The following is a 17,156-nucleotide window of genomic DNA, read 5'->3' as shown; positions in this document are numbered from 1 at the left end:
TGATCGGGTGCATGTCTTTGCGTGTGATTGAACCGGTTCGTATCGGTACGGAACAGCTCCCGGGAGGGCGGCTGCTGGGCTGGGCCGAGTGGGGGCCGGGGGACGGGGTGCCGGTGCTGTTGTCGCCCGGCGCGGCCACCAGCAGGCATCTCGGGTTCGGTGCCGAGGCGCTGGACGGGCTCGGCGTGCGGCTGATCTCCGTCGACCGGCCCGGTCTGGGGGCCTCCTCGCCTCTGCCGGGGCGTACGTTCGGTGACTTCGTCGATGACGTCCGCGCGTTCGCCGGCCTGCGTGGCCTGGGCCGGCCCCTGATGGTCGGCAATTCGCAGGGGGCGCCCTTCGCGCTGGCGTGCGCCGCTGCCGGAGCGGTCGGGGCGCTCGCGGTGGTCTCCGGTGCGGACGAGGTCGCCGAGCCGTGCTTCGCCGACGCGCTTCCGGAGGAACTGCGGCGCCTCGTCGGCCTGGCCGTGTCCGACCCGGCCGCCGCCGAGCAGGTCTTCGCCGGGTTCACCCCGCAGGGGATGTGGGACATGGTCATGTCCGGCAGCCCGGAGTGCGACCTCGACGTGTACCGGCAGCCCGCGTTCGCCGCCGCCTACCGGCGTGCCCTCGACGAAGCCTTCGCGCAGGGAGCGGCCGGCTATGCCCGGGACACCGCCCTGACCATGGGGCGCTGGGGGATCGGGCTGTCGGACATCGCCGTACCCGTCGACCTCTGGTACGGGGAGAAGGACACCGGTCACTCGCCCGACCAGGGGCTCCGGCTGGCCTCGCGCATCCCGGGCGCGGTCCGGCACCTGGTGCCGGAGGCGGGAGGGGCGGTGCTCTGGACCCACGCCGAGCAGATCCTGAGCACCCTGCTGGGCCGCGCCACAGCCTCCTGAGCCGTCGGACGCGGCAGAAGGGCCCTCACCTGTCACGTCCAGGCGAGGGCCCTCCCTTCATCCGCCTGCCCGGTGAAGGTTGAGAAGACGATCACGAGGCAGGACGTTCATGCGCCTCCCGGTCAGGGAGCGAGCAGCAGCACGTCGGCGCGCTCCTTGGCGGCCGCGTAACGCTTCGCCACGTCCTGCCAGTTGACGACGGCCCACATCGCCTCGATGAAGTCGACCTTCTGGTTCTTGTACTGGAGGTAGAAGGCGTGCTCCCAGGCGTCGAAGACCAGGACCGGGACGGAGCCCTGGCCGACATTGCCCTGGTGGTCGTAGACCTGCTCGACGATCAGCTTGTCGCTGACCGGCTCGTACGCCAGGACGCCCCAGCCGGAGCCCTGCGTGGTGGCCGCGGCCTTCGTCAGCTGGGACTTGAAACCGGCGAACGAGCCGAACGACTCCGTGATCGCTTCCGCCAGGTCACCGACGCCGTCCGCCGCGAGCGGCTCGCCGCCGCCGTCGCCGGTCATGTTGTGCCAGTAGATCGAGTGCAGGATGTGGCCGGAGAGGTGGAACGCGAGGCTCTTCTGGAGCCCGTTGATCGCTCCCCAGGCCTCCTTGTCACGCGCCTCCGCCAGCTGCTCCAGGGTGTCGTTCGCACCCTTCACATAGGCGGCGTGGTGCTTGTCGTGGTGGAGCTCGATGATCTGCGGATTGATGACCGGTTCGAGCGCCGCGTAGTCGTACGGGAGTTCCGGAAGCGTGTACGTGGCCATGTGGTCGAACCCTCCAGCTGCTGTCCTGTTGTTATTGCAAGCAATATGCAAGAGCAGGCTAACAGCAGGAAGGGTGGCGAAGTGATCAGCCCTTTGACCTAGGACGTGTCTCCGGGGCGCCGGCGTCCCCGCCGGGGCACTGCCGCATCGAGGGCGTCGGCGAGTTCGGGAATCGCGGGCCTGGCGGCCGGGTCGGGCCGGAGACAGGTGTCGATGGCCGTGGCCAGGTCACGGGGGAGGCGTCGGCGGGAGCCGATCGGCGGCGCGGTCTCCTCCAGTTGCGGGTACCAGTCCACACCGCTGCCCGAGTCGTCGGTCCCGCCCGTGTCGTCCGTTCCGTCGGCGCCGTCCATGGTCTCGCCGCTGTCGAACGGTGCGTCGCCGGTGGCGACTTCGTACAGCGTGACGCCGATGCCCCACACATCGGCCGCGGCCGACAACGGCCCGCCCCGTGCCTGTTCGGGAGCCAGGTAGCAGAAGGTGCCGATGCCCGGAGGGGCGATGCCGGGCGGTCGGGCCACGCTGAGGTCGAGCACCTTGGCGAGCCCGCGGTCGACCACCACGTTGGACGGCTTGAGGTCCAGGTGCAGCAGGCCCTGACCGTGGAGGTAGTGGACCGCGGAACACAGGTGCACGCCGAGGAGCGCCACGTCCTGGGCGGACGCCCGGCGGGGCAACCGGTCGACGAGGTGCGACAGCGTTTCGCCGGTCAGCGTCTCCAGCACGACGATCGGCTCGGGCGAGTCGAAGGTCTCGTACGCGCGGACCAGGTGCGGATGACTGAAGGCCCGCAGCCAGTGGCCCTCCCGCCGCAGCCGGTCGCGCAGCCGCTGCTCGTGGCGGCGGTCGGGGCGCAGCACCTTCACGACGCACCGGCAGTCCCGCTCCTCGCTCCACGCGTCGTAGAGGTCGAGCCATCCCGTCCGGGCCAGATGGGCCAGGACCTCGTACCCCGGCGCGGGTCTCGTCCCGGGGGCGAGGGGCGGAGTCGGCGGAGCGGTGGTGCGGCGGCTCATGACAGGACCTTCCGCAGGGGCGGCGAGCCGGTGGGCTCCCGGTCGGTCTCCGTGTTCAGCCGGTGCAGCCGGGCGTACGTTCCGCCGCGCAGGAGCAGATCCTCGTGCGTGCCGCGTTCGACGACCCGGCCGTGGTCCAGCACCACGGTGGACGTGGCGTCGCGGACGGTGAGCAGATTGTGGGAGATGACGACGGTGGTCCGCCCCGCCATGAGCCGGCGCAGCGGTTCCATGATCCGGCGGCCCGACCGGGCGTCCAGACCCGTGGTCGGTTCGTCCAGGAGCAGCACGGGCGCGTCCCTGATCATCGCGCGGGCGATCGCCAGGCGCTGGGCCTGCCCGCCGGACAGCGTCCGGCCGCGCTGTCCCACCACGGTGTCGTAACCCTGGGGGAGCAGCCGGATGAAGTCATGGGCGTCGGCGGCGCGGGCCGCCGCGACGATGTCCGCCTCCGTCGCGTCCGGGCGGCCGTAGGCGATGTTCTCCCGCACGGTGCCGTGCAGGACGAGCGTCTCCTGCAACACCACCGCGACGTTCTCGCGCAGCTCGGACAGCCGCAGGTCCCTGAGGTCCGTGCCGTCGAGCAGGATCGCGCCCCGGTCCGGGTCGTAGAAGCGCAGTTGCAGCTTTCCGACCGTGGACTTGCCGGCGCCGCTCGCGCCGACCAGCGCCAGCGTCGTGCCGGGTGTCACGTGGAACGACACGTCCGTGAGCGCCCACCGGGACGTACCCGGATAGCGGAAGGAGACGCCGCGGAACTCCACGTCGCCCCGGGCACGCCTGATCCGCCGGGCTCCGGCGGCCTCGACGACCTGCGGGTGCTGGTCTAGCAGCTCGATGATCCGCTCGGCGGAGGCGGATGCCGCGTAGAACGTATTGGTGAGACGGGACAGATCGCGGATCGGGCTGTAGAGGTTGCTCAGCAGCGCGAGGAAGACCAGCAGCCCGCCCAGTGTGAGCTGCCCCTGCGCCAGCTTCCAGGTGCCCAGACCCATGACGGCCAGCGCGCCGGCCAGTTCGATGACCTCGACGACCGGGCCGTACACCGCATGGATGCGTGCCGAGGCCATCGCCGCGCGGAACTTGCCCACGCTCTCGCGCTCGAACCGGCACCCCTCCGTCTCCTGCCGGTTGTACGCCTGCACCAGCGCGACGTTGCCGAGCGACTCCTCGGCGATCGCGCTGATCGAGCCGCTGCGCCGCCGCCGCTCCCGCGAAGCGGCCTTGATCAGCCGGGAGAAGCGCCGGGCCGCGCACCAGAAGAGCGGCACGATGACGAGCGCGAGGAGGGTCAGGTCCCATCGCAGGTAGAACAGCAGACCCAGGAAGACGCCCAGCCGGATCACGTAGTAGAGGCCGTTCGCCACCCCCGAGAGCAGGAACGTCTCGACCGCGTCGACATCGCCCGTGATGCGCGACAGCACGTCCCCCAGCCGGCGCCGCTCGAAGAACCCGAGCGAGAGGCCCTGGACATGCCGGAACACATCCGACCGAAGAGCCAGCAGGAAGCGCTCGCTCACCCAGGTGGACATCACGTCGTCGGCGAAATCCAGCACGCCGGAGCAGACGAAGAGCGCGGTGTACGCCAGGGCGATCCAGGCGAAGGGGCGCAGATCGCGCGGGACGAGCACCTCGTCCACCACGACCTTGAAGAGCCAGATCTCGGCCGCGTCGACGACGGGACCGATCATGCTGAGGGCGAGGATCGGAACGAGCCAGCGCCGGCCGCCGCGCGTATAGGGCCAGAAGCGCCGGAACACCTCGCGCGGGGCGACCGCCGGCGCGGCGGCGACGACCGCGTCGGGATCGTCCGCCACCGACAGCAGCCGTCGTACGAGATGCCACGGGACACGCCTCATGGAAGCGTTCCTCACATCGCCGGCCGAGCGGACCAAGAAGCAGGGCCCGCTCAGCCGTTCTGGATGGTCACCAGTGGTGACCGTGGTGATCGTGGTGGGTGTTACGGCGACGACGGCGACGGCGCCTTCCGGTGCTGTCGGAGCGCCCCGACGTCATGTCCCTCTTTTCGTGACGGTGTTTGGCGGGGGTCAGATGCCTGAAGATCGCCATGAGCTTCCCTCCTGAGAGGCTTCTGGACGGAATACGCGCCAGGGCGCTCGTGGGATTGCCGTCCCCGGGAGAATCTTGCCCGGACGCGGGCCCCGTCCTCGGTCAGTGCGACCGAGCCGACGAGGACTTCGCGTGAACGGCTTCGCGGGGCAGCGGCTCCGCGGCCCGCGGGGCGCCGCTCTCCTTCAGCCACACCACGAAGGCGAGCACGAAGGCGACTTCCGCGATCAGGCACAGGACGCCGTACGGCGGCTCCCAGCCCGTTTCGCGGTAGCCCGGCAGTCCGACGGTCCGCGACAGCAGGAATCCGACGATCATGCCGATGCTGGTGGCCGCCCCGATCAGCCAGGCGCCGAACGGCCGCTGCTGGAGGACGAGGCCCGCGGCGACGGCGAGCAGCACCACGCCGCCGATCAGGAACAGGACGCCGATGTACGGCATCTCCGTCAGGTGTGAGGGGACCAGCAGGAGATGGAGCACCGCGCTCGCCAGGGCGCAGATCGCGCCGGTTCCGCGCAATGTCATGAGTGTCGTGGGGGACGTCATCACGACTCCAAGGGTCCGAGGCGGCCTGCGCCGCCGTGTTCGGCAGGGCGCGCCTTCACTACCTACGGCGCCGCAGGCCCGAGGGTTCATGATCGGCCCGCCCGCCTGGCCCGATCCGAACGAGAGGTCCCGGGGGCGCCCGCAGCAGGCAATCCCCGCGGGCGCGTGTTACGTAAGGAGTATGCGCAGGATTGGCATCCCCCTGGAGCGGGTGCCCGACGAAGCGCTGCTGGCCGGGCTCATGACCGGCGATCCCGAGATCGCCGTGGCCTTCGTACGGCGGTTCCAGCATCGGGTCTTCGGCGTGGCTGTCGCCGTGGTCGGCGACATCCAGCTCGCCGAGGACATCGCCCAGCAGACCTTCGAGCGCGCCTGCCGGCACGCCCAGGTCTACGACCCGCGCCGGGGATCGGTGCCCACCTGGCTGTCGGCCATCGCACACAACCTCGCGATCGACGCCGTACGTGCCCGCAAGGCCACTCCGGTCGACCCCGCGGACCTGGAGAACATGATGGAGACCGTCGCCGACACACCGGAGCGGCACGCACTCTCCGCCGAAGCCGCGGCGGACCTGCGCCGTGCGGTCGGCAAGCTGCCGAGGGAACAGGCACGTGCTCTGGTGATGGCCGGTATCTACGGGATGACGGCCCAGCAGGTCGCCGACTTCGAGCAGATACCGCTCGGTACCGCCAAGACCCGGATAAGGGCAGCCATGGGCAAGGTCCGGGCATCCCTCGCGACCAGGCAGGTGGACCATGACTGACAACGGCGGGCGGAGCTGCGAGCAGCTCCGGGAGATCGGCGCGGAACTGGCGCTCGGCGTGCTGCCCGCCAGGGAACGGGCCGGGGCGATGGACCACCTGGAGCACTGCCCCGCCTGCCGCGAACACGTCCACGAGCTGGCCGCCGCCTCGGACGCGCTGCTGGATCTCCTACCGGGCAGCGAACCGCCGGTCGGCTTCGAGGACCGGGTGATCGAGCGGCTCGGGCTCGCCCCGGCGCGGCGGCCGGCCGTCCGGCACCCGAGGTGGCGGCGGATCGCCCTCGCCGCCGCGGCGGCGGCAGCGGGCCTGGCGCTCGGCGGCGGCGGCTGGGTGCTCGGCGCGTACACCGGGAGCCCGGCCCCGGTCGCGCCCGTCGCCTCCTCTGTGCAGCCGCAGCTGCTCGCCGCCCAACTCACCAACGGAAACCACTCGTTCGGGCAGGTCTACCTCTATGCCGGAGCCTCGCCCTGGCTGTACATGGCGGTGGACGCCGACGGGCACTCCGGCACCGTCCACTGCCTGCTCCAGCGGGCCGACGGCACCACCGTCAAGGCCGGTACCTTCACCCTCGACGACGACGGCTACGGCTCCTGGGGCGGGCCCTACCTGGCCGGCACGTCGCCGGTCACCGGCGTACGTCTGACCGACGCACACGGCACCGTGCTCGCGAGCGCCTCCTTCGGCCCGGTGCCGGGGCAGGCCCTGGGCCCACCTCTGGAGGGCCCGACCGGGAACACGTGATCATGCGCGGGCGTGCGTACGGGCCTCCGCGAGCCGGTCCAGGTGGTCCTCGTACGCCTTCGCGTAGTACGCCGCCCGCGCCGGGTCCGGTTCGACGACCGAGGTCGGGGCCGTCCACGCCGCCGTGTCCAGCTCCGCGCCGAAGCGCCGGGCCGCCGCGAGCACCGCACCCCGCGCACCGACCTCGCCCTCCACGATCCGGACCGGCCGTCCCAGCACATCGGCGAACAGCCGCATCCAGGCGGGGGATCGGGTGCCGCCGCCGCACAGGGCGAGGGTGCCGGTGAGGCCCGCGGCCTCCAGGCAGTGCCGGGCGGCGAAGCCGATGCCTTCGCAGACGGCGCGGATCAGGTCCGCCGGGGTGGTCTCCAGGGACACCCCGGTGAGTTCGGCGCGCAGCCTCGGCTCGACGAACGGGGCGCGTTCGCCGGACGGGGCGAAGTAGGGGAGCACCCGGACACCGTTCGCGCCGGGCGGGGTGGCGGCGAGCAGCGCGTCGACCTCCGTGTGGCGTACGCCGGTGGTGGTCAGGACCCAGTCCAGGGCCGCGGTGCCGACCATCGCGGGCATGGCGCGCAGCCAGTGGCCGGGGCGGTCGGTGGAGATGTGCAGCCCCGCCGGTTCGCCGTCCAGGTCGAGCCGTTCGGTGGCCACCAGCGCGGCGAGACAGGTGCCGACGATCAGCAGCCCGTCGCCGGGACGGGTGACGCCCGCGCCGAGCGCGCAGGCCGGCAGGTCGTACGGGCCGTTGGAGATCCGTAACCCGGAGGGGAGTTCGGCGGTGGCCACCGGGTCGCTGACCGGGGCGAGGAGCGGGGCCCGGTGGGTGAGGCCGAGGGCGGCCACGACATCCGGGGCGTACGCACGGGTCAACGGGTCCAGGAACGGCATCGACGCGTCGGAGACATCCGTGGCCCGGACCCCCGTCAGCCGCTGGAACACCATGTCCTTGCAGTACAGGGCGGTCGTCGCGGCGTCGAGCGCGGCCGGCTCGTGCCGGTCGAGCCAGGCCAGCACCGGGCCCGGGCAGCCCGGGAACATCGCGCTGCCGGTGCGCCGGTAGACGGTCTCGAAGACCCCGGACGCCAGCCAGGAGTCGACCAGTTCATGGGCCCGGCCGTCCATCCAGGAGATCGCCTTGCGGACCGGCCGGCCCGCCGCGTCGACCAGCCAGACGCCGTCGCCCTGACCGGTGAGGCCGACGAACGCCACCCCGTCGGAGCCGAGCGCGTCCAGCACCTCGCGGACCGCGCCGTACACCTCCTCCATGTCCTGCTCCACGAAACCGTCGTGGATCGTGAGGCCCACCGGGCGGGACTCGACGGCCAGGGTGCGGCCGCGCGGGTCGAAGGCCGCGGCCTTCACCACGGACGTGCCGACATCGATGCCGATGTATCTCGTCATGGGTCGGCTCGTGGTCCCGTTCATGGGTCCGGTCATGGGCCTGGTCATGGGTCCGGCTCCTCTCACAGCGCGTGGGCGAGCGGCTCGCCCCGGACGTAGCGCGCCACCTCGGCCGCCGCGATCCGGGCCGCCTTCTGCGCGACGGCCCGGCTGGCACCCGCCACATGCGGGGTCATCAGCAGATGCGGGGTACGGAAGAGCCGCGAAGTGGCCGGGGGCGGCTCCTGCTCGTACGTGTCGAGCGCCGCGGCCCGCAACTGTCCCGAGTCCAGGGCGTCGCACAGCGCGTCCGTGTCCAGCAGCCCGCCCCGGGCCGCGTTCACCAGCACCGCACCGCGCGGCAGCAGCGCCAGCTCGCGGGCGCCGATGAGATGCCGGGACTCCGGGGTGAGCCGGGCGTGCAGGGTGAGGACGCGCGAGCGGGCCAGCAGCGCCTCCAGCGAGCCGGCGCGCATGCCGTGGACGTCGCCGCGCACATACGGGTCGTACACCTCGACCTCGGCGCCGAACGCGGAGAGCACCCGGGCCACCCGGCTGCCCACCGCGCCGTAACCGATCAGGCCGACCGGGGTGTCCTCCAGCTCCAGGCCGCAGTTCTCGTAGGTGTAGTGGGAGGCGTCCCAGCGGCCGTCGGCGGCGAGGGAACGGTGCGCCTCGGGGATACGGCGCAGGGCGGAGAGGATCAGCCCGACGGTGAACTCGGCGGTCGCCGCCGCGTTGCGCCCCGGCGCGAAGCACACCCGCACGCCCCGGGCGCGTGCCGCGGCGGCGTTCACATTGACCGGGCCGCCCCGGCAGACCACGATCAGCCGGAGATCGGGGGCGGCGGCCAGGACCCGCTCGGTGAACGGGCCCATCTGGGTCACGCAGACCTCGACCCCGTCCAGGGCGGCGATCAGCGCGTCCTCGACGTCACTCGCCTCGTCGACCTCGGCGACCTTGCCGAAGGGTTCCAGGGGCCAGGGCAGGGTGAGTTCGCCGAGCTGCGGCTCCGTGCCGAGAGGGTCGAGCGCGTGGTGCAGGGCCTCGGCGAGCAGCGAGTTGCGGACGAAGTGGTCACCGGCGAGCAGAATCCTCGTAGCGGGGCGGACTGCCTCCGGGCGGACTGTCTCGGGGCGGGTCATCGCAGAGCGTCTCCTGTCTGGGCGTCGAAGACATGGACGTGCCGGGGATCGGCGGTGATGCGTACGGTGTCGTCCCGGTCGAGCCGTACCTCCGGACCGGTCACGACGACCAGTGGCTCCGCCACCCCGTCGAGCGAGAGCGTGGCGATGCCGGATTCCAGCAGGGGCTCGTGGGCGGCGACCCGGGCCCGTACGCCAGTGTCGTCCAGACACAGGTCCTCCGGGCGGATGCCGAGCACCACCGCGCGTCCCGCCGCGATCCGGTGCGGTACGGGGATGCGCACGGAGTCCGAGAGGCGCACCCCGCCCGATCCGTCGGCCGTGCCCGGCAGCAGATTGACCGCCGGTTCCCCGACGAAGTCGGCGACGAACAGATTCGCCGGGGCGTCGTAGATCTCCTCGGGCGTGCCGAGCTGCTGGATCTCGCCGTCCCGCATCACCGCGATCCGGTCGGCGAGCGACAGCGCCTCCTCCTGGTCGTGCGTGACGAGGATGGTGGTGTGGCCGCTGTCGCGCTGGATGCGTTTCAACTCGCGCCGGGTGGTGTCCCGTTGGGCGGCGTCGAGATGGGAGAGCGGTTCGTCCAGGAGGAGGACGTCGGGGACCCGGATCAGCGCGCGGGCCAGCGCGACCCGCTGCTTCTGGCCGCTGGAGAGCCCGGCCGGGCGGGCGTCCAGGAGGTCGGTGATCCCGATGCGTTCGGCCATCCCGGTGACCCGGCGGCGGATCTCGGCCCGGCCGCACCCGCCCCGGGCGGCGAGTCCGAAACCGAGGTTCTCGGCGACCGTCAGCGGCGGGTAGAGAGCGTAGTTCTCGAACGCCACCCCGATATTGCGCCGCCGGGCCGGGAGCTCGGCCACCGACGAGCCGCCGATGAGGATGTCGCCGCCGGTGACTGTCTCCAGGCCGGCGATCATCCGCAGGGTCGTGGACTTGCCGCAGCCGGACGGGCCGAGCAGCCCCAGCAGCTCGCCGGAGCGCAGCTCGATGTCGATGGACCGGACGGCCTCGACGGCCACCCGGCCCCGCCCGGTGTAGGTCTTGCGCAGGGCGCGCAGGGCCAGTTCAGTCATCCGTCATCGCCGCCTCGCCCTCACCCGTCATCGCCGTCCCCCGCTCCGGTGTCCCGACCCGTGCTGCAGACCTCGTAGGGCACCTTGTGCTCGTCGAGTTCGCGCAGTGCCTGCGGGGACGCCCCGTCGTCGACCAGCAGCAGATCGAAGCGGGAGAGCGGGGCCAGGCGGTGCAGGGCGACCCGGCCCAGCTTCGAGTGGTCGAGCAGCAGCACATTGCGGCTCGCCGAGTCGAGCATCGCCCGCTTCACGGCGATGATGTGCTGCTCCTGGTGGTAGGCGAATCCGCCGGACGCGGCGGAGGTGGAGGTGAAGCAGATGTCGACCTGGAGCGACTGCACCGCCTCCACGCACGAGACGCCGAGGAACGAGGAGTGCAGCGGGTCGAAGTCCCCTCCGAGGCCCATCAGATGGATGCCGCGCTCCTGCGACAGCAGGTTGATCGCCTCCAGGAAGTTGGTGACGACGGTCAGCGGGGTGATGGAGCGCAGCCTGCGCGCTATCTCCAGCGTGGACGTCGAGTCGTCGAGCATCACCGCCATGCCCGGCTCTATGAGTTTCAGGGCCCGTTCGGCGACGGCGGCCTTCTCGGCGCGCATCGTCTTCAGCCGGTAGGAGACGTTCGACTCGAAGACGCCGGACGGCTGGGCGGTGACGCCGCCGCGGAACTTGCGGACGATGCCCTGCCGTTCCAGCTCGTCCAGATCGCGGTGGATGGTCATCAGGCTGACGTCGAAACGCTCCGCCAGTTCTGCGGCGCTCACCTCGCCCTGCGCGAGGACGTACTCGGCTATGGATGCCTGGCGCGGGGCGGGACCCCGCTGCGGAACGTTGCTCACGTGCTGATCCTTCGTCCTGGACGTGCCGGCCGGTCGGCCTCGAACAGCAGCAGACTCTCAGGCGGTACGGAGAGCCGGACCGGCTGGTCGGGGCTCAGGCCGGCCGCTTCGGCGCGCGGGACGACGAGGGACAGCCGCTGCCCGCCGATCCGGACGGTGACTTCGGTGGCCCGGCCCAGCAGCTCGGTGACATGGACGACGCCGGTCAGCTCCGGGGCCGGGCCCCCGCCGGCGGTCTCCGCCGGTCCCCGGAGCCCGATGTCCCGTGGCCGTACGCCCAGTTGGACGGCGGTGCCGGGCGGGGCGGGCACCGTCAGCGGCAGCTCGTACGCCCCGTCCGGCGACCGGAAGTGCCCCTCGGGCGTCACCGTCCCCGGCAGCAGATTGATCCGTGGCCGGCCGAAGGACCGGGCGACGAAGGTGTCGTACGGGCGGTGCCACAGCTCCTCGCGGGTGCCGGTCTGCACCATGCGGCCGTCCCTGATCACCCCGATCCGGTCGCCCAGCGCCAGCGCCTCCACCGAGTCGTGGGTGACGTACAGCGTGGTGGTGCGCCGGACCGCGCCGATCGCCCGCAGCTCCGCGCGCATCGCCTGCCGCAGCTTCGCGTCGAGGTGCGACAGCGGCTCGTCGAGCAGGAACGCCCTGGCCGGCCGCACCAGCACCCGGCCGAGCGCCACCCGCTGCCGCTGGCCGTTGGAGAGCCGGCCCACCTGACGGTCCAGCAGGGCGCCGATGCCCAGGAGCTCGGCGATCTCCCCGATCCGCTCGCGCGCCTCGTGCGCGGGGAGGCGGTGGCGCGGCGAGCGGAGCGGGGAAGCGAGATTGTCGTACGCGGTGCGGTGCGGGTAGAGCGCGTACGACTCGAAGCACATGGCCACGCCCCGGTCGTAGGGCTCCACGCCCGCCATGTCCGCCCCGCCCAGCTCGACCGTCCCGGCCTGCGGCCGCTCCAGGCCCGCGATCGTCTTGAGCGTGGTCGTCTTACCGGCGCCGGACGGGCCGAGCAGACAGAAGAACTCGCCCTCGGCCACCTCCAGGTCCAGGCCGTCGAGCGCGGTGTTCTTCCCGTACCGCTTCCTGACACCGCGCAGCGCGATGGCTGCCGGGCCGGTCATGACTTCACCGCCCCGAACGACAGGCCGCGCACCAGATAGCGCTGGATGGTGAGCGCCAGCAGCAGCGGCGGGATCACCGAGACCAGGGCCGCCGCGGCCGTCAGGTTGTACTTGGGCCGGTCGCCGCCGAGGAAGGACAGCGCGCCGACCGTCACCGTCTGCGCGTTCGACGAGGTCAGGATCAGCGGGAAGACGAAGTTGTTCCACGCGAAGATGAACGCCAGCAGCGAGACGGCCGCGATCCCCGGCTTCACCAGCGGCAGCGCGACCTTGAAGAACGCCTGTTTGCGCGTGTACCCGTCCAGCAGCGCCGCCTGCTCCAGCTCGGGGGAGAGGTCGGAGAAGTACGACCGCATGATCCAGACGATCAACGGGAGCGTCACCAGTTGCAGCACCCACACCATGCCGACATAGGTGTCGAAGAGCCCGAGCTGCTGGTAGAGCACGAACAGCGGGATGATCACGGTGAGTTCGGGCGCGAAGCGGAACGAGAGCAGGGTGAACATCAGGTTCTCCGAGCCGCGGAACCGCCACCGCGCGGCGGCGTACGCGGCGGGCAGCCCGATCACCAGCGACAGCGCGACGGCCCCCAGCGACACGACGAGGCTGTTCACGAAGAACCGGAGGAACGGCACGCCCTGGTCGTCCCCGGCGCCCAGGACCGTGCGGTACGAGTCGAGGGTCGGGGTGAACGAGAAGTACGTGCTGAACAGCTCGTTCGTCGGCTTCAGCGACAGGATCACCATCCAGGCGACCGGGAACAGCGCGAAGACGAAGTAGAGGATCAGCGCCAGGTCGGCGGCGAGGGCGAGCAGCCTGCGTTTCATCGCTCCACCTCTGCGGCCCGGTTCTGGATCCGGCCCAGATAGCGCACCAGCACCATCGTGACCAGGTAGACCACGGCCCACAGCACGATCATGTAGCTGATCCCGAACGAGTAGCGCTGGAAGCGGATCGCCTCCAGATAGGCCCGGATCTGGAGCACCATCGTCGAGTCGCCGGGGCCGCCCTCGGTCAGCGCGTAGATGATGTCGAAGACCTTCAGCGAATCCATGAACCGGAAGATCACGGCGACCAGGACGTACGGCCAGAGCATCGGCAGGGTCAGGCGCCGGAAGGTGAACCACCAGCCCGCCCCGTCGACCGCCGCCGCCTCGAACGGCGAGGCGGGCAGCGAGCGCAGACCGGCCAGCGCGAGGATCGCGACGAACGGTGTGTAGACCCACACGTCCACGGCGATCGACGAGAGCAGCGCGCCCGTCGGGGTGTCCGTCCACTGCACACCGCCGAGCCCGAACGGCTCCAGGAGATGGTTGATGACGCCGACCGACGGCTGGAGCATCAGCTTCCACATGATCGCGGCGATCACCGGCGCGATCATCAGCGGCAGGATCAGGATCTTCTCCAGCACCCGCCCGACGCGGCTCGACCGGTGCAGCAGCAGCGCCACGGCCACCCCGAGCACCGTCTCGACGGCCGCCGCGCCGACCGCGTACGCCACCGTCACCCGCGCCGAGTCCCAGAACGCCGGCTGGGTGAAGATCCGCCGGTAGTTCTCGACGCCCACCAGGTCCGGCTGCGGTTTGCTCGCCGCGAAGTCGAACACCGTGTAGTAGAGGCCGAGGCCGAACGGGTAGAGGATGCCGCCGGTCAGCAGCAGCGCGGGCGCGATCAGCAGATACGGCCGCAGCGAGCGGCGCCAGGCCGGCACCGCCCGCACCGCACGCTTCCCGGCCCCCGTGCCGGAGGCCGCCCCGTGGTCGGCCTCCAGCACGGGGGCCGCGCGTCCCGGCACCGGTCAGCCGACCTTCGACGCCAGATCGCCGGACAGGCCGTTCAGCACGGACGAGGCGTTCTTCCCGCCGTAGATCTCCTGGAGCGCGGCGGCCCAGCTGGTCGTCGCGTCGAAGAACTGCTCCTGCGGGGTGAACTGGATCCTCGTCTCGTCGACGACCGTCTCGAAGGTCTCGATGAAGCCCGGGACGGCCCGCATCTTGTCCTTGTACGCCGCGTCCTGGCTGACCGACTTCCGTACCGGGTCGATGTGGTTGTGCTCGATCGCGCCCTTGCGCAGATGCTCCTTGCCGGTCGCCCACTGGAGGAACAGCCAGGCGGCGGACTTGTTGCGGCTCCTGGCGTTCATGCCGAGCGACCAGATCCACATGTTCGTGGCGAGAGAGCCGCCGGGGCCCTTCGGGCCGGGGTGGAAGGCGATCTTCCCGGAGGCGGGGGAGGCCCCCTTCACCGCCTGGAAGTAGGCGGCGGTGTCCGCGTCGAAGAGCATCCCCGCCTTCTTCGCCCCGAGGTCGCTGGAGCACTGGTACCAGGTGTACGAGGTCCAGGACGGCGGCCCGCCCTTCCTGACCATCTCCGCCCAGTCCCGGGTGAACGCGATCGCCTCCGGGGAGTTCATCGCGGGCTTCACCTTCCCGCCCTCGACCGTGAAGTCCTTCAGGCCGTTGCGGGCGTACATCGTCATGAAGCCGGGATGGATCGTCGCCCAGCTGCGCGAGCCGCGCACCGCGACCCCGTACATCCCGTCGAAGCCCGCCCCCGGCGCCCGGCGGGTGATGGCCCCGGCGACCTCGCGCAGCTCGTCGAAGGTCTCGGCGGGCTTCAGGCCGAGCTTCTTGAACACCTCGGTGTTGTACGCGACGACATTGGTCTCCCAGCCCCACGGCAGCGCGTACTGCCCGCCCTGCCCGAGCGGCGCACCCGCCTTCAGCGACCACTGGTCGGCCGAGAGGAGGTTGGGGAAGAAGTCCTCCTGGTCCCATTCGGACCCGGTGGCCGAGGAATTGCGCATCCAGGGGCCGAGATCCTCCAGCCAGCCGGGCGGCCCGTACTGCCACACCATGTACGCGCCGAGCATGAACACGTCGTAGGAGGCACGTCCGCTGGAGAGGTCGACGGTGAGCTTGTCGAAGTAGTTGTCCTCGGGGAAGACGTCGTACTCGACCTTGATCCCGGTCTTCTCGGTGAACGCCTTCAGGTCGGCGATCAGCGCATCGGTGTACGGATGCTTGTTGAGCAGCGCCTTGACCGTTCTTCCCTTGGCCCGCTTCCAGTCGAAGGAGCCGGTGACATCGTCGGCCGCGGAGCCGTCGTTCCTGGCCTTGTCACCGCCGAAGCCCGCACCGCAGGCGGTCAGCAGCGGGGTGGCGGACGCGGCCGTGGCCGCGCCGATGGCGAGGAACCGTCGCCGGTCGTGCGCGTGCATGTCCATCCGTGACCTCCACGGTCCGGCCGGAGATGGGTGGGGGGCCCGTTCACACGTTGAATCGACTGGTTAACAGAGCTTGGAACAACGGAAGTTGGCCGTCAATCCCTCGCGCAACGGAAATTCTCGGTGCAGAGTGAGAAGTTCACAGAGGGGACCGATATGTGGATGGGCATCGATCTCGGCACGCAGAGCGTCCGGGCGGTGGTGGCAGGAGACCGCGGTGAGATCCTCGGCAGCGGCTCGGCCCCGCTCACGGGCAGACGTGACGGCGTACGGCATGAGCAGCGGCCCCTCGACTGGTGGAAGGCCCTGTGCGCGGCCGGCCGGCAGGCGCTGCGCGACTGCCCCGCCCCGCGTGCGCTCGCCGTCTGCGCCACCTCCGGCACCGTGCTGCTCGGCGACCGCGAAGGCCGGCCGCTGACCCCCGGGGTGATGTACGACGACGGGCGGGCCGTCGCGGAGGCGGCCAGGGCCAAGGCCCCGCCCAGCTGGGCCCTGCCCAAGGTGATGTGGCTGCTGCGGGAGTACGGGGGAGGGGCGGGCGGCGCCGTACGGGTCATGCACCAGGCCGATCTGGTCCTGGCGCGGCTCGCCGGAACGCCGCTGCCCACCGATTCCAGCCACGCCCTGAAGACCGGCTACGACCTGGAGCGGGACGACTGGCCGCGGCGGCGATTCGAGCAGCTGGGCCTGCCCGACGGGCTGTTCCCGGACGTGGTGCGGCCGGGGACACGGATCGGCGAGGTGGGGCGGGCGGCGGCCGAGGAGACCGGGATTCCGGCGGGCACGCCCATCGTGGCCGGGATGACGGACGGGTGCGCGGCGCAGCTCGCCTCCGGCTCGCTCACCGTCGGCTCCTGGAACTCGGTGCTCGGCACGACGCTGGTCCTCAAGGGGGTCACCTCGTCACCGGTCGAGGACCGGACCGGTGTCGTCTACAACCATCGCGCGCCGGACGGGAGCTGGCTGCCGGGCGGGGCCTCGGGGGTCGGCGGCGGGGTGCTGACGGCCGCCTTCCCGGCCGTGGACCCGGCCCGCATGGACGCGCTGGCCCGCGATCACGAACCGGCGCGCGTGGTGGCGTATCCGCTGGTGGCGACAGGGGAGCGCTTCCCGTTCGTGGCGCCGGAGGCCACCGGGTTCCTGCTCGGCGAGCCTGCCTCCGACGCCGAGCACTGGGTGGCCCTGCTGACCGGGGTGGGCCTGGTCGAACGGCTCTGCCTCGACTACCTCGACCTGCTCGGCGCCCAGCAGTACGGCCGGCTCACGTTCACCGGCGGCGCGGCCCGCAGCGGCTACTGGAGCCGGCTGCGCGCCGACATCCTGGGTAGGCCCGTCTACATCCCGCAGCACAGCGAACCCGCCCTCGGCATGGCCGTCCTGGCCGCGTACGGGGCGGGGGAGGCGGACACCCTGCAACGGGCCGCGGGCCGGATGGTGCGGCTGCGGCACGTGCTGCGCCCGCACCCGGTGCGCACGGCGTGGTACACCGAGCCGTACCTCACGCTGGTGGAGGAACTGGAGCGACGCGGCTGGCTGCCCGGCCCGGTCGCCGCACACGCCCGGACCCGGGCGGAGCAGTCGTGACCA

General features: G+C 71.5%; 16 protein-coding genes. 4 read left to right on the top strand and 12 right to left on the bottom strand.

The genetic code is table 11. From position 1 onward, the window contains the following. Positions 1-11: 11 nt before the first annotated feature. Entirely contained in the window at positions 12-884 is an 873-nt protein-coding gene (locus OG978_RS14380; RefSeq protein ID WP_326765607.1) for an alpha/beta fold hydrolase, read from the top strand. Positions 885-1,006: 122 nt separating this feature from the next. Here OG978_RS14380 and OG978_RS14375 read toward each other — a convergent pair whose 3' ends face one another. From OG978_RS14375 to OG978_RS14360, 4 genes are all read right to left on the bottom strand, one after another. Continuing rightward, complete coding sequence (locus OG978_RS14375) at positions 1,007-1,648, bottom strand: superoxide dismutase (protein WP_326765606.1); 642 nt, start codon at positions 1,646-1,648, stop codon at positions 1,007-1,009. A gap of 98 nt (positions 1,649-1,746) precedes the next feature. Continuing rightward, positions 1,747-2,664, bottom strand: a complete 918-nt coding sequence (locus OG978_RS14370; RefSeq protein ID WP_326765605.1) for a serine/threonine-protein kinase — start codon at positions 2,662-2,664, stop codon at positions 1,747-1,749. Beyond that, positions 2,661-4,523: an ABC transporter ATP-binding protein gene (locus OG978_RS14365; protein ID WP_326765604.1), complete on the bottom strand. Its 1,863-nt coding sequence runs from the start codon at positions 4,521-4,523 to the stop codon at positions 2,661-2,663. The genes OG978_RS14370 and OG978_RS14365 overlap by 4 nt, the downstream gene beginning before the upstream one ends. Before the next feature lie 313 nt (positions 4,524-4,836). Continuing rightward, a complete protein-coding gene (locus OG978_RS14360) occupies positions 4,837-5,280 on the bottom strand; it encodes a hypothetical protein (RefSeq protein WP_326765603.1) in 444 nt (147 codons plus the stop codon). Between the two features lie 181 nt (positions 5,281-5,461). Here OG978_RS14360 and OG978_RS14355 point away from each other — a divergent pair, with 181 nt between their 5' ends. Both OG978_RS14355 and OG978_RS14350 read left to right on the top strand, forming a co-directional pair. Continuing rightward, a complete protein-coding gene (locus OG978_RS14355; RefSeq protein WP_326765602.1) occupies positions 5,462-6,043 on the top strand; it encodes an RNA polymerase sigma factor in 582 nt (193 codons plus the stop codon). Then, positions 6,036-6,785: a hypothetical protein gene (locus tag OG978_RS14350; RefSeq protein ID WP_326765601.1), complete on the top strand. Its 750-nt coding sequence runs from the start codon at positions 6,036-6,038 to the stop codon at positions 6,783-6,785. Before OG978_RS14355 ends, OG978_RS14350 begins: the two co-directional genes overlap by 8 nt. Here the strand turns inward: OG978_RS14350 and OG978_RS14345 are convergent, their stop codons facing one another. Genes OG978_RS14345 through OG978_RS14310 form a run of 8 tightly spaced genes read right to left on the bottom strand, consistent with a single transcriptional unit; the run spans position 6,786 to position 15,569 of the window. After that, the gene (locus OG978_RS14345) at positions 6,786-8,237 is read right to left on the bottom strand and encodes an FGGY-family carbohydrate kinase (protein WP_326765600.1); all 1,452 of its coding nucleotides are present in this window, start codon (positions 8,235-8,237) and stop codon (positions 6,786-6,788) included. Between the two features lie 14 nt (positions 8,238-8,251). After that, the gene (locus OG978_RS14340) at positions 8,252-9,313 is read right to left on the bottom strand and encodes an NAD(P)-dependent oxidoreductase (RefSeq protein WP_326765599.1); all 1,062 of its coding nucleotides are present in this window, start codon (positions 9,311-9,313) and stop codon (positions 8,252-8,254) included. Then, a complete protein-coding gene (locus OG978_RS14335) occupies positions 9,310-10,386 on the bottom strand; it encodes an ABC transporter ATP-binding protein (RefSeq protein WP_326765598.1) in 1,077 nt (358 codons plus the stop codon). Before OG978_RS14335 ends, OG978_RS14340 begins: the two co-directional genes overlap by 4 nt. A gap of 20 nt (positions 10,387-10,406) precedes the next feature. After that, the gene (locus OG978_RS14330) at positions 10,407-11,225 is read right to left on the bottom strand and encodes a DeoR/GlpR family DNA-binding transcription regulator (protein WP_326765597.1); all 819 of its coding nucleotides are present in this window, start codon (positions 11,223-11,225) and stop codon (positions 10,407-10,409) included. Next, positions 11,222-12,343, bottom strand: a complete 1,122-nt coding sequence (locus OG978_RS14325; RefSeq protein ID WP_326765596.1) for an ABC transporter ATP-binding protein — start codon at positions 12,341-12,343, stop codon at positions 11,222-11,224. The genes OG978_RS14330 and OG978_RS14325 overlap by 4 nt, the downstream gene beginning before the upstream one ends. Continuing rightward, positions 12,340-13,170: a carbohydrate ABC transporter permease gene (locus OG978_RS14320; RefSeq protein ID WP_326765595.1), complete on the bottom strand. Its 831-nt coding sequence runs from the start codon at positions 13,168-13,170 to the stop codon at positions 12,340-12,342. The genes OG978_RS14325 and OG978_RS14320 overlap by 4 nt, the downstream gene beginning before the upstream one ends. Continuing rightward, on the bottom strand, positions 13,167-14,138 hold the full coding sequence (locus OG978_RS14315) for a carbohydrate ABC transporter permease (protein WP_326765594.1): 972 nt from the start codon (positions 14,136-14,138) through the stop codon (positions 13,167-13,169). Before OG978_RS14315 ends, OG978_RS14320 begins: the two co-directional genes overlap by 4 nt. Before the next feature lie 3 nt (positions 14,139-14,141). Then, a complete protein-coding gene (locus tag OG978_RS14310) occupies positions 14,142-15,569 on the bottom strand; it encodes an ABC transporter substrate-binding protein (RefSeq protein WP_326765593.1) in 1,428 nt (475 codons plus the stop codon). Between the two features lie 156 nt (positions 15,570-15,725). On the opposite strand from OG978_RS14310, the gene OG978_RS14305 reads away from it, so the two are divergent. After that, positions 15,726-17,153: an FGGY-family carbohydrate kinase gene (locus OG978_RS14305; protein WP_326770032.1), complete on the top strand. Its 1,428-nt coding sequence runs from the start codon at positions 15,726-15,728 to the stop codon at positions 17,151-17,153. The last annotated feature ends 3 nt before the right edge of the window (positions 17,154-17,156 follow it).

This window comes from Streptomyces sp. NBC_01591 (assembly GCF_035918155.1).
Taxonomy (GTDB): domain Bacteria; phylum Actinomycetota; class Actinomycetes; order Streptomycetales; family Streptomycetaceae; genus Streptomyces.
This window is presented reverse-complemented; position numbering and strand designations above follow the sequence as displayed.